Genomic DNA, 23,438 nt, shown 5'->3' with positions numbered 1-23,438 from the left:
GCCGTTAATAATGAAAGCGGCAGCAAAACACCTTTTATTGAAGAAAACCGAATATTAACAAGAAATCAATAATAAAGTGTTCGACTTTTGTCACGAAAAGACACGATACTACTTGAAGCGGGCCTTTAAAATTGCTATTATAGCGTTATCATGTTAATAACTAAAGGTGGTTATCCGAAGATGAAGAGAGCATTCAATTTTAATGCAGGACCGGCCGCTTTACCGCTCGAAGTACTTGAGCAGGCTCAGCAGCAATTCGTAGAGTATCAAGGCGCGGGCATGTCCATTATGGAAATGTCGCACCGCAGCGAGCTGTATGAGCAAGTTAACAATGAGACGCAGGCTCTTTTTCGCGAAATTTACGGCATTCCTGACAATTATCATGTTCTGCTGCTGCAAGGCGGCGCAAGCACGCAATTTGCAACCATTCCAATGAATTTCCTTGCCCCAGGCAAAGTCGGCGCTTATGTAATGACTGGCGCATGGGCAGAGAAAGCAATCAAGGAAGCGAAGCTTCTTGGCGAGACAGCCGTAGCTGCTACTTCCGAAGCTCACAAGTTCAACCGCATTCCGGCACTTTCCGACATTCAGCTGCCAGATCAAGCTGCTTATTTGCACATTACGACAAATGAGACCATTGGCGGCACGCAATTTGCTGAATTCCCGCAAACGGGCAATGTTCCACTAATCGCGGACATGTCGAGTGATATTTTGAGCCGTCCGGTAGATGTCAGCCAGTTTGGTCTGATTTATGCAGGCGCCCAGAAAAACCTCGGTCCTTCGGGTGTGACGGTTGTCATCGTTCGCGATGATCTTATTAAAGAAAGCCCTAAGACGATTCCAGCTATTTTCCGCTATGATACCCATGCGAAAGCAGGCTCGTTGTACAACACGCCGCCTTCCTTCTCGGTTTATATGGTCAATCTGGTGCTGAAATGGATTAAAGCAAGAGGCGGAGTCGCCCAAATCAATCAATACAACCGCGACAAAACAAAGCTCATTTACGATACGATTGATCAAAGTGGCGGTTTCTATTATGGCTTTGCTGCTCCTGAAAGCCGTTCGCTTATGAACATTACATTCCGCTTGCAGGATGGAGAGCTTGAGAAGAAATTTATTAAGCAATCCGAAGCAGAAGGTTTTGTTGGCTTGAAAGGACATCGTGATGTTGGCGGGCTTCGCGCTTCGACTTACAATGCGGTTCCGCTGGAAAGCTGCAAGGCGCTTGCTGAATTTATGGCAGAATTCCAAAAAAACAACGGCTAATTGCGGCTGTCCGTGATTAAATGATAGAAAAACCGCCCGCTCCTTTCGCTTATGAAAGGAACGGGCGGTTCTTTCGTGTAATTAGGCAAGGGTTTGCTCCAGAGCGCTTGGGCCATGCAGCTTATAGCCTACGTTACGAACGGTCATAATATATTCGGGGGTCCGGGCGTTTTTTTCGATTTTATCGCGGAGATGGCTAATATGGACGTCTACGATACGGGTATCGCCGAGGAAGTGATAGTCCCATACGCCATGAAGCAGCTGCTGGCGGCTCAGCACCTTGCCTTTATGCTTGCAGAGGAAGACGAGCAGCTCGAATTCCTTCGGCGTCAGCTCGATCAGCTTGCCATCAATCAGCACTTCTCGTTCATCGGGACGTACCGACATGCGGCCAATGTCAATGGCGCTTGACGGTGCTGCGCCAGGCAGCGATTGCAGTCTGCGGAAAATCGCTTGGATGCGCGAAATCAGCTCCTGCGGGCTAAACGGCTTGGTCATATAGTCGTCAGCGCCATTATCGAGGCCAGCAATTTTATCGGTAACATCCTGCAGGGCGGTCAGCATGACGATGGGAACGGCGTTGTTTTGCTTGCGCAGCTCGCGGCACACTTGAATGCCATCCATCTTCGGCAGCATTAAATCGAGAACGATGAGATCTGGCCGAAAGGGGCGCAGCATATCAAAAACGGCTTCTCCGTCATCTACGCATCTGACGTCGTATCCGGCTAGCTTCAGGTTGAATTCAATCAGCATGGAGATGGAGGGCTCGTCATCGACGACGAGAATTTTCTTCTTCAACATGTTGTCTTATTAAGCCTCCCTTATCCTAAACATGTCTTTGCTCATGACTACATTATGAAGTTAGACGTTCAAGTAGGGATTAAGAGTACGTTAACGGGATGTAAAATTTCATTCCTATTTTAAATAAAATAGTAATTCATGTATAATAGGCAAGGGACAAGGGGTGACAACAAGAAGATGGCATTTCATATTGTGTTAGTAGAACCGGAAATACCCGCTAACACGGGCAATATTGCGCGGACATGTGCGGCAACCGGTGCGCATCTGCATCTGGTGCGTCCGCTGGGCTTTCAAACGGATGACAAGACGCTGAAGCGCGCAGGCCTGGATTATTGGCATGCGGTTCATGTCGAGTACCATGATTCCTTTCAGGAGCTGCAGGAGCAGTATGCTGATGGGCGGTATTTCTATGCCAGCACGCGGGCGGTCAAAGCCTATAATGAGTTTCAATACCAGGATGGGGATTTTTTCGTATTCGGCAAGGAAACGAAAGGTTTGCCTCAAGAGCTGATTGAAGCTAATTTAAGTACATGCATTCGGATGCCAATGACGGATAAGGTCAGATCGCTTAATTTATCCAATTCGGCGGCAATCATCGTGTACGAGGCGCTTAGACAGAACGATTTTCCAGGACTGTCTTAAAATAGAGGCGGCTTACGAACAGTTTTAGTTCTAGCAGATTCAAAGCTTGGCGGCAAGGTGAAGAATTTACTTAAGGGTTTAATTTAGGAATTACTTAAAGCATTACCTAAAGAGAGAAGCAGAATGGGGAAACAGAGGCAGAGCGTTAAAGAAATGAACTGTCGGGGTTTCACGAAAAAGGCTTGCAAACTAGACACAGGAGAGGTGAACAACGATGAAACCAGCAGGTGTAGTAAGAAAAGTAGATCAACTCGGACGTATCGTTCTTCCAAAATCGTTGCGTAAACGTTACCAGATGAATGAGGGAGATCCGGTTGAAATTTTAGTGCAGGGCGACCATATTATTTTGGAGCGTTACCGTCCGAAATGTGTGTTCTGTGGTTCGATGGAAGAAGTCCGCGAGTTTAAAGAACGTTTTTTATGCGGCGTTTGCGTGGCTGAAATGAGCCAGCTCGCCCGCTAACCTCATACATGCTTAATATGTAGTAACAAAAAGAAGCTTCCCCTTGGAGCAGCCTTAGCTGCATTCCTTCGGAGAAGCTTCTTTTGGTGCAAGCTGATAGTTCAGCTTACAGGCCTTTGGTTTTGTCATCGTTGTAAGAAGACGTGAACATAGCCGTCAAGAACAAGACGAATACAGTCATTACAATAATGAATGTGATGGACATTAATGGCACCTCCAAAATCCTCATGCAACTGTTTTCATTATACCCAACCTGCCCGAAAAAGAAAACTTTAAATATGGGCTGTACCTTGATAACATAGAACTATAAGCGTTAAAGCTTGTATCTTAGGAGGAGTCGAACCATGGATTACCGTTTTTCATCACGAGTGACCGCTCTCAAATCATCGGTCGTAAGAGATATTCTCAAGCTGACGCAGGGCAAGGATATGATTTCATTCGCTGGAGGGCTGCCGGCCGAGGAGCTGTTTCCGGTGCAGGCGATTCGCGATGCTGCCGATCGCGTGTTTACGAAGGGCGCAAGCGCTCTGCAATACGGATTGACCGAGGGCTTTATGCCGCTGCGTGAACAGCTGTGCGAGCGTATGGGACATAAGGGCATGAACGTACGCCCTGACGAAATGCTGCTGACGACAGGCTCCCAGCAGGCGATCAGCCTCATTGTTGAAGTGCTGACCGAGCCTGGCGATACGATATTGGTAGAAAGGCCGACATATCTCGCTTGCTTGCAGGTGTTTGAGATGAATGGCTTAAATGTCATTGCTGCGGACAGCGATGAGCATGGCATTGTAGCGGAGGATGCGGAGCGGCTTATTCGCGAGCATCGTCCAAAGCTAGTGTACGCCGTGCCTACCTTCGGCAATCCGACGGGGCGCGTCTGGAGCACGGAGCGCAGGCAGCAGCTGCTGGCGCTTTGCAGCTCTTATGGTGTGCCAATCTTGGAAGATGATCCATACGGGGAAATAAAATATGATGTAAATGCTGTTTATCCGACATTGTTTGCGCTTGACCAGCAAGCGGGCCGTTCAGGCTCGGTTATTTATACGAGTACCTTTTCGAAGACGGTTGCGCCAGGGCTGCGCACAGGTTGGGCAATGGGTCCAGCGGAAGTCATTGCTATGATGGCTAAAGCGAAGCAGGCGGCAGATTTGCATTCCAGCGCGATTGATCAGCAAATCGTCAGCGAGCTGCTGGATAACTTCCCGCTCGATGAGCATATTAAAGTTATCTCAGCTTCCTACGGGGAGCGGATGCGCGAAATGCAAGGGCTGCTTGTGCAGCAGCATATTGAAGGATTGCGGTGGATTGAGCCGAAGGGCGGCATGTTCCTATGGGTGGAGCTGCCGGAATGTCTTGATGCAGAGGCGCTTCTCCGGGCTTCCGTTCAGAAGGGCGTTGCTTTCGTACCCGGAAGCTCCTTCTATGCTTATGACCCGCAGCGTAATACGGCGAGGCTTAACTTTACCTATAACATCGGAGCCAAGACAGCACTCGGCGTAGAGCGCTTTGCGGAAGCGATCCGCGAGTTTACGGCCCGCTCCTAACCTTGCAGCTCGCAGAAGCATCGAGTTTGCGGTTGCATGCCCGATGCCAATATGCCCAGTACATGATGCCCGATGTCTTGGCCATTAGCGGGACGATGAACGCCGCTTGCTAGGACGGCGAGGAGCACGGGAGACCAAAGCTGCCTGCGATTCGCCAGGTGCAGCAGTTGTGCTTGGCCCCGCTTGATTGCTTGGCAAAGCGGCCACCCAATCGGCGATGACTTCGGCGTATTCGGTCAAGGCGGCTGCTCCGGCAGGCAGCAGGCGGTATTTACCGCGCTGCTGTCGCTCAAACCAGCCATAGTAATTGTCGCGCAGCACAGCGCCGCTGCGCGGGAAGCTCGTCAGCGCAGCAACCTGGCTAGGCGAGTGCGCCTCTCCCAGCTGCTGGAGCGCGTAGGCGCAGCGCAGCGCCTTCTCGCGATAGGCGGTCACCAGCTTGCGGCCGGTACTGCCGCCTACATTATAATCGCCGCTGCGCTCGCGAAATTCAAGAAGCAGCCTCGCCTGCTTCTTGCGGCGCGTTCCGCGCTGCGGCGCCTCGCCGGGCTCGCATAGCACATCAATGACAGGCGCCTTCGTCTTGAAGAAGGTGACGGTCATAAGGCCGATGCCGAGCATGCGGCACAGCTCGGTAATTTCACCGAAGCGCTGGTTGTGCGCGCCGTTTTTTTTACGATTGCGCTCGACTACGAGCACAACCTGATCATTTATACGAAGGCGTTCAATCCCCTGCAGCAGCAGGGCGAGATTGAACGTCTTTTTCATTTCCACGATAATGGTTTCTTCGGTATCCGCGTGCATCGCGACGAGATCGCAGTGCAGCACCTCGCTTTTGACGACGAAGCCGCGCGCTTCATAATAAGCTTTTACCGGGCCGTAAAGCTCCTCTTCCTTACTGACTGCCACGTGCATTCCCCCACTTTCTTCTAACTATTATAACAAAGGATAGGGAGTGCGGGCAGATCGAATCTATTTGTCCAAGCAAACCCGCGCTGCAAGCGTATTTGTCGCAATATGCATGATTACCGCCTAAAATAGTGGTCAATTTCCACGCGGAATAAGCATAGACATGTAATACTTCAATAAAGTTAGTTCCACTCGCTGAGGTTCTTGCAAGCAAATGCCGAGCGAAGTGAAAAATTGCGTATTGCGGAAGCGATGGGAGGAGGCACGGCATGGACATTTTCAAGCGAATATCGGAATATCAAGCAGAGAGTGAGAAGCTGGCCTGGAGTGGATCTTTCAAGGATTATATTGAACTGCTGAGACAGGATCCAACCCCGGCCATGACGGCGCACGCGCGTGTCTATGAAATGATTGAATCCTATGGAGTCGAGGAGAGGGATGGGAAGAAGCGGTACAAATTTTTCGAGCAAGAAATTTATGGGCTGGACCGCTCTGTTGAAAAGCTGGTGGAGGAATATTTCCACTCCTCGGCGCGAAGGCTTGATGTGCGCAAACGGATTTTGCTTCTAATGGGTCCTGTCAGCGGAGGGAAATCGACGCTGGTTACGATGCTCAAAAAGGGGCTTGAGAAATATTCCAGAACGAAACGCGGCGCCGTCTATGCGATTAAAGGCTGCCCGATGCACGAAGAGCCGCTGCATCTCATTCCGCATGAGCTGAGAGGCGAGATTGAGCAGGAGATTGGCGTTAGGATTGAAGGCAATCTATGCCCCTCCTGCCAGATGAGGCTGCAAACCGAATACGGCGGCGATATTCAAAATGTTCAGGTGGAGCGCGTATTCATCTCGGAGGATAACCGCGTGGGCATCGGTACGTTCAGCCCATCTGATCCAAAGTCGCAGGACATTGCCGATCTAACCGGCAGCATCGATTTTTCCACGATTACAGAATTTGGCTCGGAATCCGATCCGCGTGCTTATCGTTTTGACGGCGAGCTGAACAAGGCGAACCGGGGGCTTATGGAGTTTCAGGAGATGCTGAAATGCGACGAGAAGTTTTTGTGGAACCTGCTGTCCTTAACGCAGGAGGGCAATTTTAAAGCGGGGCGGTTTGCGCTTATTTCCGCTGATGAATTAATTATTGCCCACACGAACGAGACGGAGTACAAATCCTTCATTAGCAATAAGAAAAATGAAGCGCTCCAGTCTCGGATGATCGTCATGCCGATTCCATATAACCTGAAGGTGTCCGAGGAAGAAAAAATTTATACGAAGCTCATTGGCCAGAGCGACATGAAGCATATTCATATTGCTCCGCATGCACTTCGCGCTGCTGCTATTTTCTCCATACTTACCCGTCTGAAGGAGACGAAGAAGCAGGGCATGGATTTGGTGAAGAAGATGCGGATGTACGACGGCGAGGAAATCGAAGGCTTCAAGGATGCCGATCTTAAGGAAATGCAGACCGAATATACCGAGGAAGGCATGTCCGGCATCGACCCGCGTTATGTGATCAACCGGATTTCGAGCGCGCTGATCAAGCAGGATATGCAGTGCATTAATGCGCTCGATGTGCTTCGCGGCTTGAAGGACGGCCTCGACCAGCATCCATCCATTACGAAGGAGGAGCGGGAGCGTTATTTGAACTTTATTTCGGTTGCGCGCAAGGAATACGATGGCCTGGCCAAAAAAGAAATTCAGAAGGCATTCGTCTATTCCTATGAGGAGTCGGCGCGTACGTTGTTCGAAAACTATCTTGACAACATTGAGGCTTATTGCAACTGGGCTAAAATCAAAGATCCGCTCACCGGCGAGGAGCTTGATCCGGATGAGCGCCTGATGCGTTCCATTGAGGAGCAGATTGGCGTTTCTGAAAATGCGAAAAAAGCGTTCCGCGAAGAAATTTTGATTCGCATCTCGTCGTATTCCCGGAAAGGGAAAAAATTCGATTTCACCAGCCACGAGCGGCTGCGTGAAGCGGTGGAGAAAAAGCTGTTCACCGATCTTAAGGACATCGTGAAAATTACGACCTCCACGAAGACGCCGGATGAAATCCAGCTCAAGCGGATAAACGAAGTGACGAAGCGGTTGATTGATGACCACGGTTATTGCCCCGTATGTGCTAATGAGCTGCTGCGTTATGTAGGCAGCCTGCTTAATCGCTAACGATCCAAATAAGAGAAGATCAAGAAGTTCGGTGGAGCAGCTGCCCGCCGAACTTCTTGTCGCTGTCTGGGTGAAAATAAAGCGCGAATAAGCTAGAATAGGTTAGGAGGACTGGAAAAATGGGACTATGGATTCAGCTTTTTCGGTGAATTTTGTAGAGATCTCAACAAATTCTCTTGAATTATTAAAGAAATGTCTACCTTTATGAAGCCGAATGCCGATATACTTAATATAGCAGTTGGTATTTATTTAGAGACTGGGGGTTGTTCAATGATTAATGTCACAGTAGAACGTAAGCGTCAGTTGGACTATACAGGAATCAAGGAACAGGATTTGCAACTGCTCGCGGAGTGCAGGCCTATTTTTAAGCAGGTAGTCGACGAGGTTGTTGATCGTTTCTATGATAATGTGGGACTCTATCCCGAAATGGTAGCTTTAATGAAGAAATTTAGCAATGTGGATCGTTTGAAAGGGACGCAGCGCGAATATTGGCTGTCTCTTGCGGACGGCGTTATTGATGAAGCATTTATTGAAAACCGGATAAAAATCGGGCTTGTGCATTCCCGGATTGGCCTGACAACCGACTGGTATTTAGGTACATACATGACTTACTTGAACATTGCGACGGATGTATTTGAGCGTGTGCTTCCAGATGGATGGAAGCCGGTTATTCACTCCTTGTCCAAAATGTTCAATTTGGACTCGCAATTTGTGCTTGAAGCGTATAACCGCGCAGAGCAGACGAAGGTGCAGGAGCTGGCGGATGAGCGTGCAACGATGCTGTCGACTGTAACGGAAGCGGTGCAGCAGCTGGCTGGTTTAATGGTTGAGCTGGAAGAAGGCGCCCAATCGATTGCAGCTACAGCATTGTCTACTTCAGATTCACAAGAGAAAGCGCATTCTTTGCTTGGCGAGCTGCAGGGCGAGCTGGATGGCATTACGGAAATGGGTACGATGATTCGGGAAATTGCCGATCAGACGCATTTGCTTGGGCTGAATGCGGCCATTGAAGCAGCAAGAGCCGGAGATCATGGTCGGGGCTTCGAGGTTGTTGCCAATGAGGTGCGCAAGCTGGCTGCATCGTCACGAGGAGCACAAGAAACGATTCAAAATAAGCTTAGTGAAATTGAGAAAAAGGTTAATTCGGTTCGGAGGGAGTCCGATCAGACTTCGGCGGAGGCGCGTAATCAAGCGGCAAAATCACAGGAGCTTGCTGCTTTTGTGAAAATGGTCGATGATGTCGCCAAAGATTTGAACAAGCTTAATGCAACCTCTTCATAGGCCGCATTTTATAGTAGATAACATTAAGAAGAAGCCGAAATTCTCGCGTCTGAGGATTTCGGCTTTTTTGTATGATATATAAGTTGACATGAATATTCGGTTTTAGTATGATTGAGCTACAGAAATGGACGATTTTATGAAATTTAACGTCATAAAAACTAACATTAATCTGCCGTTGGATCAAAAACGATCATTATTGTTACAGGATTTACATGTGAGGTTGAGCCATCTTGGAGGAGGCGGTTGGCATGTCGACGGCCAGACAGTCGCAGTCGCATTTTTACGATTCACAATCTTTTTATGATGAAATGTTTGAAAAGGATTTTTCAGTTCGTCCCCACTATGAAAGCGTTCATCGCATGTTCGGAAAAATGAAGCCCTCTGAGCTAGGTATTCGCCAGCATGCTCTTAATCAGCGAATGATGGAGGAAGGTATTACCTTCACGCTGTACAGCAGCAATCAAAATGAGCCTCTGGAGCGGACGATTCCGTTCGACTATATTCCCCGTGTCATTCCCCGGCATGAGTGGGACAATATTGACCGCGGCGTACGCCAGCGCATCCGCGCGCTGAACGCCTTCACCCATGACATCTACCACCAACAGCACATTGTAAAAGATGGCGTTATCCCCCGCAAAATGATCGTGTCCAATACTTATTTCCGCCCGGAAATGGTGGGGCTGGATGTGCCGTCAGGCGTGTACATTACAGCTTCTGGCATCGATTTGATCCGAGATGAGAAGGGGCGTTATTTTGTGCTGGAGGACAATTTGCGTTCCCCTTCCGGCTTCTCTTACTTATTCAAGGGCAGAACGCTAATGAGCGAGCTGTTTCATGACCTGTATTTGTCCTCGTCTGTCCAAAGCATCGAGCGCAGCCTCAACTGCTTCCTCAGCTCGCTTCGCTCTCTTGCGCCAAGCGGCAAAAGAGATCCTCTTATAGTGCTGCTTACGCCGGGCTCCTACAATTCGGCCTATTACGAGCATACTTTCCTCGCTCAGCAGCTTGGCATTCATCTTGTGGAAGGCCGCGATCTCGTTTATAAGGATCACAACATTTATTTGCGGGACTTGCGCGGGCTTCGCAAAGTGGATGTTATTTATCGGCGGATCGATGATGAGTTTATAGATCCGCTTGCTTTTCAGCCGGATTCCCTGCTTGGGGTTCCAGGGCTGATGAATGCGTATCGCGCAGGCAATGTGGCGATTGCTAATGCCCCGGGTACCGGCGTTGCTGACGATAAGGCGGTGTATGCGTATGTCCCGGATATGATTCGCTATTATTTGGGCGAAGAGCCGATTTTGCATAATGTGCCAACCTATATTTTGTCGCGCAAGGAAGAGCGGGAATACGTGCTGGACCACCTCGCGGAGCTGGTTGTCAAGGAAACCTCGCTTTCCGGCGGCTACGGCATGTTAATTGGCCCTAGCGCGACGCCAGCGGAAATCAAAGCGTTCGCTGAGGCGATTAAGCTCGATCCAGAGCGGTATATCGCCCAGACGACGATGAGGCTTTCTCGAGCGCCGGTAATGATGGATGGCATTATGGCACCGCGCCATATCGATTTAAGAGCTTTTGCGTTGATGGGCGAGGAGACGCATGTCATACCGGGCGGGCTGACGCGTGTGGCAATGACGGAAGGCTCGCTCGTCGTGAATTCATCGCAAGGCGGCGGGGTTAAAGATACGTGGGTGCTCAGCCGCTAGGCCCATATATTTCGAAGCCTCTAAGCGGTAAAGCTGCTAAGCCGGTAAGCCGGCACGGAACAATGAGGCGGGGAGCCTAATAATCGGAGGGATGGCTATGCTTAATCGGAATGCGGAGGCGCTGTTTTGGATTGGACGCTACATGGAGCGGGCGGAAAACCATGCGCGATTGATCGATGTTCACTATCATTTGCAAGCGGAGGATGGCGCAGAATCGGAGGCGGCCGAGCAAGGGCAAGGAATGGCAGCTCCGACCTGCAAATGGTCGCGCATCGTAGATGCGCTGGGCAGCAGAGAGTCCTATGTCCAGCAATATGGCAGCTACAGCGAGCAGGATGTGCTGCGGTACATGACGCTTGACCGCGACAATCCGAATTCGCTTGTGTCCTGCGTCAGCCATGCGCGGGGCAATCTGCGCACGCTGCGCGAGAAGGCGCCGAGCGAGATGTGGGATGCGGTCAACGGCTTTTATTTGTGGCTGCGGGAGAAGCAGCCCGAGGATTTAATGTCGGAATCGCCGCATTTGTTTTTCGGCAAAATCAAGGAATGGACGGCGCTGTTCCAAGGCATCAGCCAGTCCGTCATGCCTCGTGAGAATGAGTGGCATTTTATTGAATGCGGCCGTTATTTGGAACGGGCTGAAAATACGCTGCGAATTATTAAAGCCGCTTATAATACGGTTCTTGCGAGCGGCGAGAGCTGGAGCAATGCGTCTGGCGCATACTCGTACTTGCAGGCTATGCTGCGTTCGCTGAGTGGCTATCAGGTATTCCGGCGCTATTATGCCGATGGCATGTCGGTGGAGTCCATTGTTGATTTTGTCATCTTAAATGAAGTGTTTCCAAGGTCCGTGCATTTCGCGCTGCATACGCTCGATGAGCATATGCGTTATATCCGCTTTCAGGATATGCAGCTGCGCTCAGCGCATGACAAGGTTATTCGCCAAGTAAGCAAGGTGAAGGCGGATCTCGCCTGCCTGGATCGGGAAGATATACTGCTGGACCGCGAAGGGGCCATTGTCGGTCATTTGCTGGAGGCTTGCCAGACGCTGGGCGGCACCTTCGCCAAAACCTTTTTTCGCATGGGGGAGGCCAGTGCATGAAGCTGAATATTTCGCATGTGACGCAATACGATTATGGGACGCCGGTTACGGACAGTGTCAATGAAATTCGTCTGACGCCGAGTACAGATGAACGCCAGTCCTGCTACCAGCAATCCATTGCGGTAGAGCCGAATGCGCCGCTGTTCAGCTATGAGGATTTTTTCGGCAATCGGGTGCATTCGTTTTCGGTGAACGGCTCGCACCGGAAGCTGACGATCCGCTCGCAAATGACGGTTGTGACGAAGGAGGCTCTTACACCAGAGCAGCAGGCAGCTGCTCTGAATGGCGGCGGAGCGGCTGAAGTCGCTTGGGAATGGCTGCAATCAGAGGATGCGGGTAATCGTTTCGTAGAGTTTCTGCTGCCTACTGCTTACACGGCGCTCAGCCCGGAAGTGGAGACATATGCAGTGGGCGTAGAGGATCGGAAAAACGACGGCATGAGCGTATATGGCTGGCTGCTAGCGCTATCCCAAAAAATCCGCAACGAGTTCGTCTATGATCCGGATGCTACAACGGTGGATACGAAAGCGAGCGACATGTTCGAACGCAGGCGCGGCGTCTGCCAGGATTTTGCCCATCTCATGATTGCCTGCTGCCGCTCGCAGCAGGTTCCGGCCCGCTATGTGAGCGGCTACCACTTTGTTGGCGATTTGCAAGGCGGAACGGCAGATTTTGAGCAGGCGTCCCATGCATGGGTGGAGGCTTACGTGCCGTCGCTTGGCTGGTGCAGCTTCGATCCGACGAATGAAGCTCCTGTCGGCGAGCGTTACGTCAAGCTGGGCCATGGACGCGATTATAAAGATATCGTTCCGGTAAAGGGCGTGTATCGTGGTAGCGGGCAGCAGACGTTGAAGGTGACGGTGGATGTGCGCAAGGTAGAGGAATGAAGCGGAATATCCATCAGAAATTCAATGAAAAATTCAATGAGAAAAAAAGCCCTTCGGGCGCTGGCTGGCTGCTTAAGCTTTCATGCAGCTGCACAAGTGCCTGAAGGGCTTCTTTGTTGTATTTTGTTGTATTTCCTTGGGAGGCTGGAATTACTGGACGATTGTAAAATCGTCGAAGTTCAAGCGGCTGCCGGATGTGCCGGCAACTACAATTTTGAAGCGTACCGCTGCGGTTTCATTTACAGTAATCGTCTGCTCCGTCAATGACTGGATGCTGGAGTAGGTGCTTCCGACATCCGTCCAGGTGGAGCCGCTATTAAGCGACTTTTGAAGCTTCCATGTCGCTCCCGTGTCGCTGCCAAAGCTCGCATGCTTCACCTTGACGGTAGTCGCGCCGCCTGTCACATTGAAATTCATATAGATGGAGCCTGCCGCTCTGACTCGTGCGGATTTGGTGCCATTTTTCTTGTCTGTAGATAGATCGCCAAGCAGCGCATTATCGAAGGTCCACGAGCCTGAACCGAGCGTAACCGAAGCGGCTGTATAGGCTGCTTTCGTGCCTGTCTCGAAGGTTTCGTTTACAGCGCCAGAGGTTGGCGGCTGCGACGTTGAGGCATAGCCGTAGGAGCCTTGCTTGAAGGTGGAGCTGTCCCACCATTTGTATCCGGCCGCTGGTGCTGCCCATGGCTCAGCTTGCGGTTGGGTTGACGTTTGTGGCGATTCTATAGCAAGCAAAGCTGTTGCATTGTCAAGCGTAAGGCCGCTTACTTGATTCAGTGCCGTGTAGCTTTCTTTAACAGCAAGCCAGTCCACTAGTTGTACGAGCAGTGCGCCATTGCTCGCTTCTGTAAAGCCGTCGTACGTCGTTTTGGAGCCGCCTGTTTCCTCGCGCAAATATTTAGGCGTGCTGTCTTCGACAGGGGAAGAGTCGCCGATCACGGCTACTTTGCCAAGACTATTCTTGCCGATCGCGACATAAGGTCCTTCAGCAATTCCTCCACCATTATAGACGCCCTGATCCACCGCATTGCCCCAAGCGGCAGAAGTCTGCTGCATGTATACGATTCCCTTTGCCTTAGTCGGGTCTGTAATGGCGATGGTCGATCCGGCATGCATCGTCACGGAAGTAACGCCGCTAGTAATGCCGAAAGATTGCGAGGAAGGAACGATTGTTCCTGAGTTTACGTTGCCTAGTGCATTGTAACGGATGCGCATGCCGAAGTTGTTCGACAGCCAGTCGGAGCTGGCTACACCCTGCATAGCAGCTGAACTGGCTTCTTCTGTACTCATGCCCAGCGCGGGATTCGACCAAGCTCCTCGTCTATAGCCGTTGAATACTTCAGAGGAATCCCATCTGTTTTTATTTCGATCTGCGTTATAGTGGTCTGCGATGAAGAAAATGCTGCCTCCGCCCTGCACATACGAAAGCATAGCCTGCTGCTCGCTCGTCTTGAACGGCACGTTCGCTTCAGGAATAACGAAGACGTCATAGCTGCTTAAGTCTGCCAGCGTAATAGGGCCGCTTTTGCGAAGCTCCTTGACGTAATAGCCTTTGCCTGCAAGAGCTTGTCCAAAATCGGAAAAGCCGCCGTCAATGACCCAATCTGCCGCACCTGCTGTTTGGGCATGGGCGTTGTCGAACAGAATTTTTTTGCCATTGGCGCTTCCTGCGGGCTGTAGGACGGGAGCCGGATCAGACGGCCCCTCCGCTAAGGAAACTGCTGTGCCTGCCGATAAAGACATTGCAAAGATGAGTGCTCCTGCCGTCAATCGCTTCAAAAAATTACCCTTCATCATCAAACCTCCGCTTCTAGTAGTTGGTTTAATTAGAGTGGCTTCCTTGTTTGGAAGCACAAGGCAATTGTACTATTTTTTCTAAATAATAGAAATAGATTCGCGTAAGAAAACCAGTACATATAGTGTTAAGTTTATGTAAGGAATATTGAAAGAGTTGCTAGTCGTTGCTGAACAGCTCGTTCAATACATTTTTTCTGTTTTCGAGAAAGCGTCGAGTTAGCTGGTAATGTGCTGTGTCCTCGTAGCGAATTTCTTCAACGGGCTTGGCGTCAAAATTGTAAATTTGCGCGTTCGGATATCCAAGCAAAATAGGCGAGTGAGTCGCAATAATGAACTGGGCATCGCGCTCCAAATCTTTAATGACGCGAAGCAGCGCGAGCTGACGGGCAGGAGAAAGCGCGGCCTCGGGCTCGTCGAGCAAATAGATCGCTTTTTTGCCAAAACGGTGCTTGAACAACGATAGAAAGGCTTCGCCATGCGACTGCTCATGCAGCGATTTGCCGCCGTAATAGGGCAAGCTTTCAGGCACTGTATCGAGGTAAGAGGCGAATTGGTAAAACGTTTCTGCGCGCAGAAAAAAGCCGTTCGTGAGCTTGGGCATCCAGGAAAGCCGAACGTAGGGACCTAGTGCAGATTCAGAGGCATCTACGTCGTAGCTGTTGTTGCGCCCTCCGCCAGCAGTGTTAAAGCTGCATTGATAGGCTATCGCTTCTAGAAAGGTGGACTTGCCGGAACCATTTTCGCCTACAAAGAAGGTGATATGGGTATGGAAATGAAGCTTGCTCATTGACTGGATGACAGGAATGGAAAAGGGATACTTGCTGTAATTGGGAATGCGCTCCTTGAGCAGCTCTGCACTCCGTAAATACAAGGCGTTCAGCTCCTTTGGCAGAAGAGGTCGTTTTTTTTATTTTAACATGTGGAATGTTTGTGCGCATGTGGAGTGGGAAGGGAGAGGAGCAATTTGCGACTTATTGTGATAGTCCAAGGTCTGGCAAACATATGACCTAATAGAGGTGCAAGAGTATTTGGAGGTGTGGGGAAGCATTGAAAGCAGCGATAGTGCCGTTACCCATATTAGCCTTACCACGAGAAATATGAACAAGCGATTTTGTATTATGAAAAATTTCTTACGATGGGCGAAGGGTGGGTGGAGGATAATGCTGCGACATGCGGCAAGCTGGCGGATTGCTCTAACCGGCTTGGAGATACAGAGCGGGAGCTTGAATCGATATTAAGATCGTTTCAATATGGCAGTCCGCGGGCGGAATTTTGCTGCCGGCTAGGGTATTATTTTTTGCAGCAAAAAGATTTCGAGACGGCTGGTTTCTGGTATAACCTCGCAATTGAGCGTGGGCAGTCCGACCAACGGCTGGGCTTTGTCAATATGGCCTGCTCCACCTGGCTGCCGCATCTTCAGCTATGCGTCTGCTACGCTCGTCTAGGTGAATACGAGCTGGCCTATCGGCATAATGAGGCTGACCGAACTTTCCGTCCAGAGGACCCCAGAGTGCTGCAAAACAAAGGTTATTTGGAGTCATTACGGCAAAAAGCGGAATTACCCTAATCAAATATAAGAAAACAGCAGCGGACTAAGTATAGCCTTAGTCTGCTGCTGCTGTTTTTAAGCTTTAGCCGCCCATAGTTCAATTTCTATTTTTATTTCTGGCAGCCCTAATTCCGAAAGATAACCAATCGTCATAGATGGATAGTGAATGCCAAAAAGTTCCGCCCATTTTTCGTAGAGATGCTCCCAGTCTATTTTTTCAGTGGCCCATATGTTCACCTTAATAATATGATCGGAGGTTAATTGTTCGGAGTTCAGTAAAATGTTGATATTTGCAAACGTATTGTTGATTTGTTCATTCAACGTGTTTGGAATGCTGCCGTTTTGGTCTGTTCCGATTTGGCCAGAAGTAACATACAGCTCAGCGTTTCTCGGAATTTTTGTAAGGTGGCTGTAATTCCCTACTGGACTGGGCATTCCTGCTGGATTTTTTCTAGTGATCCCTAAATTATTCATGTATCTTCGCCTCTCATTTTAAGATTTCTGCCATTTTCAACCAATTCTTTTGGGCACACTTCACCCGTTAAATGGATTTTAGAAAAAAACAGCAGTCGAGTATCCGTAGCCAGAGGATATGAAATGCAAGGATCGTTTCTTCATGAACGGACACTCCTTTCTCTTAAAATTAGGAAGATGTAATCTATGGTAAAGTTTAAGCGAAACAAAATACGAAGTCAAATTCCAGTGATCTCTAAAGCCAAATCAATCTATCTGCTGTTTAATAAATCCGGAATAATAGAGGGCTACAGAGGGGGAGGGTTCCCCTTAGCTCAGAAACGCGAATTGGATAATTGCAAATAGGTTAATGGCCTGCTCGAGAAAGGTTTTTTATCTCCGATGTAAGGAGCGACGCTCGTTCTGAGCTAAGGGGATAACCTGCAAAAGCAAAACGAATAGGTAAGAGAAAGAGAAAGAGAAAGAGAAAGAGAAAGAGAAAGTTCTGGTTATGGGGATAGGTATAGATAGGGGCAGAGGAAATAGGGGAGAGCCGACGCGCGGTCGGACTGAGCTTTCAATTTATAAAAAAAGGCGGGAAGCTGCCCCAAAGCAGCTTCTCGCCTTTTTGCTCCCAAACGCCATTAAACGCCATTAAGCGCCATTAAGTTACACAAACTTGCGGCTCGTTTTTTTGCCGTCGCAGCTGAATACGATCTTTTTGTCCTCGACGACGGTTTCGAGATGGACCGATTTGCCCCAGAGATGGACGACATGCGGCAGTGTGCGCTCAACATATTTCAGATCGAGCTCCATGCCCTCGTACTTGTGAAGCAGGTAGAGCTCGCCTACACGGTTAAAATCGCCATCTGTGACGAAGAGGCTGGGGAAGCCGCCGTTTACTTTAGAGTAAACAAGCTGGTCGCGGATATTTTCCCACGATTTATCGGTTATTTTCCACTCCGGCCCCTTCTTCTCGAAAACATACAGGTCCAAATCCTTGACCAAATCCTTGGTCAAATAGTTGCGGAGAAACGAAATGTCCGAATCGAGCTCGCGCACCTCGAACATTTTTTCCCGGCCTTTGCCCGGCACGCGCCCGAAGCGCCGCTGCTCCTCTATCGTAGGCTTATCCCAGCGCTTCTCAATATCCTCGAAAATTTTCAGCCCCAAATAATACGGATTCAGCGTATGCCGGGAAGGCACGACGACGGAGGAGTTCAGCTTGGCAAATTCAATCGTTTCCTCGCTTGTCAGGTCAAGCTCGCGAATAATGCGCTGATGCCAGTACGACGCCCAGCCTTCGTTCATAATTTTCGTCTCCAGCTGCGGCCAGAAATAAAGCATCTCATCACGCATCATCGACATAATATCGCGCTGCCAGTCCGTAAGCTGAGGCGAGTACTCCTCAATAAACCAGATCAAGTCCTTTTCCGGTGCTGGCGGAAAATGTTTTGGCGGCGGCGTTTGATCCTGACGATTGGCATCATCCGGGTCAAGCCCCCATAGATCCTCATACTCGGAAGGGATAGCCGTGTTAACTGAACGGTTCTGCTCCGTCGTCAGCATTTCAATATAACGGGTTTTATCGAGCTGGTATGGCTTAATAATTGCGGAGTCCACATGCTCCTGAATGGCAAGCACGGCATCGATAAATTTTTCGACGGCTTCCAGGCCATAATCCATTTCATATTGCTGAATGCGTTCAGCTGTAGCGGACATGCTCTCGACCATATTGCGGTTGGAGGTGCTGAAACGGGCGTTATTTTTGAAAAAATCACAATGGGCAAGAACGTGCGCGACGATCAGCTTGTTCTGAATAAGTGAATTGCCCTGCAATAGGAAGGCGTAGCAGGGGTTGGAGTTAATGACGAGCTCATAAATTTTGCTAAGGCCAAAATCATATTGCATCTTCATTTTGTTGAAGGTTTTCCCAAAGCTCCAGTGGCTGTAGCGCGTCGGCATGCCGTAGGCGCCAAACGTATAAATAATGTCGGCTGGGCAAATCTCATACCTCATCGGGTAGAAATCGAGGCCAAAGCCTTGAGCGATTTCCGTAATTTCATCGATGGACCGCTCCAATGCGCGGATCTCATCCTGGTTCATCAGCCATCCCCCCGTACTTGATAATACCGTTCATACCATAGGTATGTGCAGTGGGCCAAGTTTATGACGGGAAGGGGGAGATGCTTGTAAAGATGGATTTTGGTTAGAGCCGGGAACATGCTACAATACTAATATAGGAAAGATATAATGAACGTTTTAGTTGAGGGGGCGAGTATCTTGTCACATCCGGATGAGAAAAAAACGCATACCTACGAGGATTGGCTAACTTGGGATGGATCATGGGAACTTATTGATGGGAAAGTCTTTAATATGTCTCCGGCTCCGACCTCGCTGCATCAATATATTGTCGGGGAGCTTTATTTTGCCCTTCGTACGTTTTTTCAAAATCGGAACTGCTATGTATTTATGGCACCCTTTGATGTGTTTTTCAGTGAAAGCGGGGATTTTCAATCACCTGATCATATCGTGCAGCCGGACCTTTCAGTCGTTTGTTCCAAGGACCAAATTTCAAAGAGGGGTTGTAATGGTGCTCCCGCATTAATCATTGAGGTGCTGTCACCATCAACCGCATTGAAGGACTTTAATGAAAAGTTCAATCTCTATCAAAAATTTGGGGTGCAGGAATATTGGATTGTCGACCCGGGAAACCGGACGGTTCATGTTTATGCGCTGCAGGACGGCAGCTATCAGGTGCGTCATTTGTTTACGGAGCAGGAAGTGGTTCAGTCCAGTGTCTTTAAAGATTTACAAGTGCCGATGAACAAGCTGTTTCATATGGAGTAATTTATAGTTAAAACCGGTTGGAGCTGCGCTAGCCGGTTTTTTTTTGCCTACAGCGATTTTATTGAAAAACTCATAATTTCAGTCTCCAAGCATATATTGGCAGATAGTGACTGCTGGTGCAGTCTACCTATGTACAGGAGGATGGTCATTAATGAGCGAATCTGAAAATACGAGACCCAAATACCCGCACATCCCTCAGCCGATTCGGAGTGACGGTGCTGGAGGTCCGGATTTAGGGCCGCGCGATGTGATGCGGGATTTGGAAAATCCGGATATGCTAGTTCCGCCTGTAACGGATGCAGGTCTCGTTCCCAATATGAAATTTTCATTTTCGGATGTCCATATGCAGTTGAATCAAGGGGGTTGGTCTCGTGAGGTGACGGCTCGAGAGCTGCCGATTGCAACAACGCTGGCAGGAGTCAATATGTCGCTAATAGCGGGCGGAGTCAGGGAAATGCATTGGCATCAACAGGCAGAATGGTCCTACATGCTGCTTGGAAATGCAAGGATTACAGCGGTGGACCAGAACGGGAAAAATTTCATAGCTGATATCGGGCCGGGCGACTTGTGGTATTTTCCACCGGGCATTCCTCATTCCATTCAAGGGCTGGAAGGGGGCTGCGAGTTTCTGCTCGTGTTTGACGATGGGAATTTCTCGGATTTAAACACCTTGTCGATTTCCGATTGGTTTGCCCATACGCCGAAGGAAGTGCTGTCGGCCAATTTTGGCGTACCTGTTAGTGAGTTTGACCATATTCCCGATGATCAGGTTTATATTTATAAAAGCGCGGTTCCCGGTTCCATAGAGAGCCAGAAGGTAGAATCTCCATACGGAACAATCCCGCAGTCCTTTAAGTTTGAGTTGTTGAAGCAGACGCCTATCCTTACGCCAGGAGGCAGTGTAAGAATCGTCGATTCTTCCAACTTTCCAGCATCCAAAGCGATTGCAGCAGCACTTGTAGAAATTAAGCCTGGCGCTATGCGCGAGCTCCATTGGCATCCGAATAACGACGAGTGGCAATATTATTTATCGGGCCAAGGCCGAATGACTGTATTTACCGGCAATGGAAATGCACGAACGTATGATGTGCGGGCTGGCGATGTGGGATATGTGCCGTTTGCCTGCGGTCATTATGTGCAAAATACCGGAAACACAACTTTATGGTTTCTGGAAATGTTCAAAAGCGACCGCTTCGCCGACGTTTCCCTTAATCAATGGATGGCGCTCACTCCAACCGAGCTTGTAAAAAGCAATCTCAACGTAGGGGACGCGTTTGTATCCAAGCTGCGCAAAGAGAAATGGCCGGTGGTCAAATATCCGGGTTTTTAAAGTCGGACTAGGGCTGGACTATGTCCGGCTGAGCTTGGCTTATGGAAGAGGCTGGACAAAAGCAGGCAAACTCGCTACTATGAATAATAATTCAAACAAGTGGATGTTTATTCATTTAGGGGGTGTTGTGTTTGCAGCATTTTTTATCTTTTGAGCACATAACGAAGGAGCAGCTTCAGAGTATCATTGAACAGGCGGTTGAAATAAAGCGCAATCCGCAAGCCTACAGCAAGGCGGCCGACAATAAGGGGCTGCTGATGCTTTTTCAAAAAAGCTCAACAAGGACAAATCTTTCGTTTCAATCCGGCATGAATCAGCTTGGCGGCTACGTCGTTCCGATGGACTGGAACAGCAGCAACTTCAGCATTTCGCCTATTCAGTACGAGTCGCGCTACGTCTCAAGAAACAGCGATATCATTATGGCGCGGCTCAAAAATCATGCCGATTTGCTGGAGCTGGCGCGTTATGCGACCGTCCCTGTCATCAATGGCTGCTGTGATAAATACCATCCATGCCAGGCTCTGGCCGATCTGATGACGATCTATGAGGTGGCGGGTACGTTTTCTGGTGTGACGCTCACCTATGTGGGGATTCACAACAATGTGGCCAATTCGCTCGTGGAAGGCTGCATGCTGCTTGGCATCAAACTGCTGCTTGTTACTCCGATCATTAATGAACCATCGTGGGATCAGTTGCTGATGGATAACGCGCTGCAAAGCGGCTGGGTGGAACGGCTCGACAGCTTGCAGGATGCAGCCGCACAATCACAATTTGTATATACAGATACATGGATTGATATGGAGTTTTATCAAGAGGAATTTTATCAGGAGGAGAAGCGGCGCCGAATTAAGGTGATGCTTCCGTATCAATTAAACAGCAGCACTCTTGCGGGCTGTACGCCTTACATTATGCATGATATGCCGATTCATCCAGGCTTTGAAATATCAGAGGAGCTGGTAGAATCGGAGCATTCGGTCATTTACCAGCAGGCGGAAAATCGGATGCATGCTCAAAAAGCGCTGCTGCTTCATCTCCTTCCATAAGTTTCCGGCTTCGCCAGCGGGACATGCCTTCAAATAAAGTTGAAGGGCATATCCTGCTGGCGAGCCGGATTTTTTTATAATTGAAACAAGCTGCCATTGGCAATGAAAGGTTATGTATAGTAATATAAAATTGTGATCTTATCAAATTTCTTAAATACAATTTTTGTAAGAAATTATTATATGAGAGAGAGTATGAGGATAAAATTGTGCTTCATCTTACGTTAGAATCGATCATTCACGGGCTGTTGTATATTATGGCGGCTGCACTCATGTTTATTGTTTTTACCCCTAGATCGCTGGCCTCTACATTGAAGCGGAGGCTGCTTTTTTTGGGACTGCTCGTCGTATTTACAACGGTATTCCTGAGCTTGGAGGAAATTGACTCCCTTGTCTATGCGCTGCATCTGACCTCCGTCTCTCTGGCGCTCGCTGTGCTTTATGAAGGATTGCTCCCAGGCGTAGTTACGGGAATGGTGTTATTCTTTGGCGGTACTTTGCTCTATGGCAACCACTGGCTGCCAACAGGAATAGCTATCACTGTGCTGCTGCTGACAGGATTGCTGTTCCATTTTAAAATAAAGCCAAATACCCAGCAGAAGCTAAGCGTTGTTAATCTGTTCCTAGTCTTGTTATACATGCTGGCTTATATTGGTGTTTCTCTAGCGCTTGGACATGCTTTAAATGTGCTGCAGCTCAGTATAATTGCTGTTGGGGCGGCTTTTTCATCTTTACTGATCAGCTTTATTTATTTTAATGTGAAAAATCGGGAATGGTACGAGCAAATGCTCATCATCTCCGAAAAAAATCAAATCGTTGGCCAGCTCGCTGCCTCTATTTCGCATGAAATCCGCAACCCGCTTACTACGACGCGAGGTTTTCTGCAACTAATGAGCAAGGAGCCGCTCGACCGCGAGACGTTCGAGCGCTACCGCACCTATGCTTTTGAAGGGATCGATCATGCCAATGCCATTATTACCGACTATTTGAATTTTTCGAAGCCTAGTGAAGAAGAGCAGCGGCTGCTGAATGTGAAGGATGAAATCGACGGAGTCATTCCTTGGCTGAAGCCTTATTCGGCGCTGTCGAACATATCCGTTGAGGTGTATCATTTATCGAAGGAGCCGCTCATTATTTGCGGCGAGGTCAAGAAATTTCAGCAGTGTATGCTCAACATCATGAAAAATGGCATTGAGGCTATGCCTGAAGGAGGCAAGCTGACGGTGCAGACCGAGCTGGTGCGCAATAAAATTCAAATTCTCGTCCGCGATACGGGCTGCGGGATGAATCGCTCCCAGGTTAAGCGGTTAGGCTTGCCCTATTATACGACGAAGGAGCGCGGCACCGGGCTCGGGCTAATGGTTGTCATGAATATGGTCAAGGAAATGAACGGCAAAATTTTTTTCCACAGTAAAATGAATCAAGGCACGATATGCGAGCTTCAGCTCGAGCGGGCTGCTGCTCCTGAATGATGAAGCAAGCAAGTTTGGCAGGAAGCGAATAACGGATAAAGACGGTTGAAGGAGGCTGCGAAGGCAGCTCTTTCAACCGTTTTTTCATAGGGACAAAAAGGTTGGAAGCGTTATGAATTCGTGCTTGCGTTCTGCTGCTGCATAGTGTTTAATGAAATTATACATTGTAATTTTATTAGTC

Annotated in this window: 20 protein-coding genes; 14 read left to right on the top strand and 6 right to left on the bottom strand. The window is 49.1% G+C overall.

The annotated features are described in order from the left end of the window. The first annotated feature begins 180 nt into the window (after positions 1-180). Positions 181-1,266, top strand: coding sequence for a 3-phosphoserine/phosphohydroxythreonine transaminase (serC, locus tag AC50Y5_RS25235; RefSeq protein WP_494864100.1), 1,086 nt, complete (start codon positions 181-183; stop codon positions 1,264-1,266). An 81-nt stretch (positions 1,267-1,347) separates the two neighbouring features. On the opposite strand, the gene AC50Y5_RS25230 is transcribed toward serC, so the two are convergent. Continuing rightward, on the bottom strand, positions 1,348-2,067 hold the full coding sequence (locus tag AC50Y5_RS25230) for a response regulator (RefSeq protein WP_046228682.1): 720 nt from the start codon (positions 2,065-2,067) through the stop codon (positions 1,348-1,350). A 177-nt stretch (positions 2,068-2,244) separates the two neighbouring features. Here AC50Y5_RS25230 and trmL point away from each other — a divergent pair, with 177 nt between their 5' ends. The 3 genes from trmL (at position 2,245) to AC50Y5_RS25215 (ending at position 4,716) form a co-directional block, all read left to right on the top strand. Further along, a complete protein-coding gene (gene trmL / locus AC50Y5_RS25225) occupies positions 2,245-2,709 on the top strand; it encodes a tRNA (uridine(34)/cytosine(34)/5-carboxymethylaminomethyluridine(34)-2'-O)-methyltransferase TrmL (RefSeq protein WP_056039608.1) in 465 nt (154 codons plus the stop codon). A gap of 214 nt (positions 2,710-2,923) precedes the next feature. Continuing rightward, positions 2,924-3,172: an AbrB/MazE/SpoVT family DNA-binding domain-containing protein gene (locus AC50Y5_RS25220; RefSeq protein ID WP_046228684.1), complete on the top strand. Its 249-nt coding sequence runs from the start codon at positions 2,924-2,926 to the stop codon at positions 3,170-3,172. Between the two features lie 344 nt (positions 3,173-3,516). Then, positions 3,517-4,716: an aminotransferase-like domain-containing protein gene (locus AC50Y5_RS25215; protein ID WP_494864099.1), complete on the top strand. Its 1,200-nt coding sequence runs from the start codon at positions 3,517-3,519 to the stop codon at positions 4,714-4,716. An 84-nt stretch (positions 4,717-4,800) separates the two neighbouring features. On the opposite strand, the gene AC50Y5_RS25210 is transcribed toward AC50Y5_RS25215, so the two are convergent. Next, positions 4,801-5,625: a DUF2161 family putative PD-(D/E)XK-type phosphodiesterase gene (locus AC50Y5_RS25210; RefSeq protein WP_494864098.1), complete on the bottom strand. Its 825-nt coding sequence runs from the start codon at positions 5,623-5,625 to the stop codon at positions 4,801-4,803. Positions 5,626-5,894: 269 nt separating this feature from the next. Between AC50Y5_RS25210 and AC50Y5_RS25205 the strand changes: the two genes are divergently transcribed. The 5 genes from AC50Y5_RS25205 (at position 5,895) to AC50Y5_RS25185 (ending at position 12,766) form a co-directional block, all read left to right on the top strand. Then, positions 5,895-7,790, top strand: a complete 1,896-nt coding sequence (locus AC50Y5_RS25205; RefSeq protein WP_056039617.1) for a PrkA family serine protein kinase — start codon at positions 5,895-5,897, stop codon at positions 7,788-7,790. Between the two features lie 270 nt (positions 7,791-8,060). Next, entirely contained in the window at positions 8,061-9,071 is a 1,011-nt protein-coding gene (locus AC50Y5_RS25200) for a globin-coupled sensor protein (protein ID WP_056039620.1), read from the top strand. A 248-nt stretch (positions 9,072-9,319) separates the two neighbouring features. Further along, positions 9,320-10,777, top strand: a complete 1,458-nt coding sequence (locus AC50Y5_RS25195; protein ID WP_056039623.1) for a circularly permuted type 2 ATP-grasp protein — start codon at positions 9,320-9,322, stop codon at positions 10,775-10,777. A 97-nt stretch (positions 10,778-10,874) separates the two neighbouring features. Further along, on the top strand, positions 10,875-11,879 hold the full coding sequence (locus AC50Y5_RS25190) for an alpha-E domain-containing protein (RefSeq protein ID WP_494864097.1): 1,005 nt from the start codon (positions 10,875-10,877) through the stop codon (positions 11,877-11,879). Continuing rightward, positions 11,876-12,766 (top strand): transglutaminase family protein, encoded by an 891-nt coding sequence (locus AC50Y5_RS25185; protein ID WP_494864096.1) that lies wholly within the window; start codon positions 11,876-11,878, stop codon positions 12,764-12,766. The genes AC50Y5_RS25190 and AC50Y5_RS25185 overlap by 4 nt, the downstream gene beginning before the upstream one ends. Positions 12,767-12,916: 150 nt before the next feature. On the opposite strand, the gene AC50Y5_RS25180 is transcribed toward AC50Y5_RS25185, so the two are convergent. Next, positions 12,917-14,563, bottom strand: a complete 1,647-nt coding sequence (locus AC50Y5_RS25180; protein WP_494864095.1) for an Ig domain protein group 2 domain protein — start codon at positions 14,561-14,563, stop codon at positions 12,917-12,919. 157 nt (positions 14,564-14,720) lie between these two features. Continuing rightward, entirely contained in the window at positions 14,721-15,434 is a 714-nt protein-coding gene (locus AC50Y5_RS25175) for an AAA family ATPase (protein WP_056039628.1), read from the bottom strand. 240 nt (positions 15,435-15,674) lie between these two features. On the opposite strand from AC50Y5_RS25175, the gene AC50Y5_RS25170 reads away from it, so the two are divergent. Beyond that, positions 15,675-16,130: a hypothetical protein gene (locus tag AC50Y5_RS25170; protein WP_494864094.1), complete on the top strand. Its 456-nt coding sequence runs from the start codon at positions 15,675-15,677 to the stop codon at positions 16,128-16,130. A 57-nt stretch (positions 16,131-16,187) separates the two neighbouring features. Here AC50Y5_RS25170 and AC50Y5_RS25165 read toward each other — a convergent pair whose 3' ends face one another. Together AC50Y5_RS25165 and AC50Y5_RS25160 are read right to left on the bottom strand one after the other, a co-directional pair. Further along, complete coding sequence (locus AC50Y5_RS25165) at positions 16,188-16,586, bottom strand: RidA family protein (RefSeq protein WP_056039632.1); 399 nt, start codon at positions 16,584-16,586, stop codon at positions 16,188-16,190. Positions 16,587-17,234: 648 nt separating this feature from the next. Next, complete coding sequence (locus AC50Y5_RS25160) at positions 17,235-18,671, bottom strand: SpoVR family protein (RefSeq protein WP_494864093.1); 1,437 nt, start codon at positions 18,669-18,671, stop codon at positions 17,235-17,237. A 147-nt stretch (positions 18,672-18,818) separates the two neighbouring features. Between AC50Y5_RS25160 and AC50Y5_RS25155 the strand changes: the two genes are divergently transcribed. The 4 genes from AC50Y5_RS25155 (at position 18,819) to AC50Y5_RS25140 (ending at position 23,257) form a co-directional block, all read left to right on the top strand. After that, complete coding sequence (locus AC50Y5_RS25155) at positions 18,819-19,415, top strand: Uma2 family endonuclease (RefSeq protein ID WP_056039637.1); 597 nt, start codon at positions 18,819-18,821, stop codon at positions 19,413-19,415. Between the two features lie 151 nt (positions 19,416-19,566). Further along, complete coding sequence (locus AC50Y5_RS25150; protein WP_494864092.1) at positions 19,567-20,745, top strand: oxalate decarboxylase family bicupin; 1,179 nt, start codon at positions 19,567-19,569, stop codon at positions 20,743-20,745. A gap of 131 nt (positions 20,746-20,876) precedes the next feature. Beyond that, positions 20,877-21,788, top strand: a complete 912-nt coding sequence (locus tag AC50Y5_RS25145) for an ornithine carbamoyltransferase (protein WP_494864091.1) — start codon at positions 20,877-20,879, stop codon at positions 21,786-21,788. 206 nt (positions 21,789-21,994) lie between these two features. After that, positions 21,995-23,257: an ATP-binding protein gene (locus tag AC50Y5_RS25140; RefSeq protein WP_494864090.1), complete on the top strand. Its 1,263-nt coding sequence runs from the start codon at positions 21,995-21,997 to the stop codon at positions 23,255-23,257. Positions 23,258-23,438: the final 181 nt, after the last annotated feature.

The sequence above is a fragment of the Paenibacillus sp. JT22N7 genome (assembly GCF_059383875.1).
This window is presented reverse-complemented; position numbering and strand designations above follow the sequence as displayed.

Coding starts and splice junctions, on each gene's coding strand:
- AC50Y5_RS25200 (WP_056039620.1), top strand. CDS start 8,061: ATGATTAATGTCACAGTAGAACGTAAGCGTCAGTTGGACTATACAGGA.
- trmL (WP_056039608.1), top strand. CDS start 2,245: ATGGCATTTCATATTGTGTTAGTAGAACCGGAAATACCCGCTAACACG.
- AC50Y5_RS25220 (WP_046228684.1), top strand. CDS start 2,924: ATGAAACCAGCAGGTGTAGTAAGAAAAGTAGATCAACTCGGACGTATC.
- AC50Y5_RS25160 (WP_494864093.1), bottom strand. CDS start 18,671: ATGAACCAGGATGAGATCCGCGCATTGGAGCGGTCCATCGATGAAATT.
- AC50Y5_RS25155 (WP_056039637.1), top strand. CDS start 18,819: ATGAACGTTTTAGTTGAGGGGGCGAGTATCTTGTCACATCCGGATGAG.
- AC50Y5_RS25180 (WP_494864095.1), bottom strand. CDS start 14,563: ATGATGAAGGGTAATTTTTTGAAGCGATTGACGGCAGGAGCACTCATC.
- AC50Y5_RS25165 (WP_056039632.1), bottom strand. CDS start 16,586: ATGAATAATTTAGGGATCACTAGAAAAAATCCAGCAGGAATGCCCAGT.
- AC50Y5_RS25205 (WP_056039617.1), top strand. CDS start 5,895: ATGGACATTTTCAAGCGAATATCGGAATATCAAGCAGAGAGTGAGAAG.
- AC50Y5_RS25230 (WP_046228682.1), bottom strand. CDS start 2,067: ATGTTGAAGAAGAAAATTCTCGTCGTCGATGACGAGCCCTCCATCTCC.
- AC50Y5_RS25185 (WP_494864096.1), top strand. CDS start 11,876: ATGAAGCTGAATATTTCGCATGTGACGCAATACGATTATGGGACGCCG.
- AC50Y5_RS25190 (WP_494864097.1), top strand. CDS start 10,875: ATGCTTAATCGGAATGCGGAGGCGCTGTTTTGGATTGGACGCTACATG.
- AC50Y5_RS25215 (WP_494864099.1), top strand. CDS start 3,517: ATGGATTACCGTTTTTCATCACGAGTGACCGCTCTCAAATCATCGGTC.
- AC50Y5_RS25150 (WP_494864092.1), top strand. CDS start 19,567: ATGAGCGAATCTGAAAATACGAGACCCAAATACCCGCACATCCCTCAG.
- AC50Y5_RS25195 (WP_056039623.1), top strand. CDS start 9,320: ATGTCGACGGCCAGACAGTCGCAGTCGCATTTTTACGATTCACAATCT.
- serC (WP_494864100.1), top strand. CDS start 181: ATGAAGAGAGCATTCAATTTTAATGCAGGACCGGCCGCTTTACCGCTC.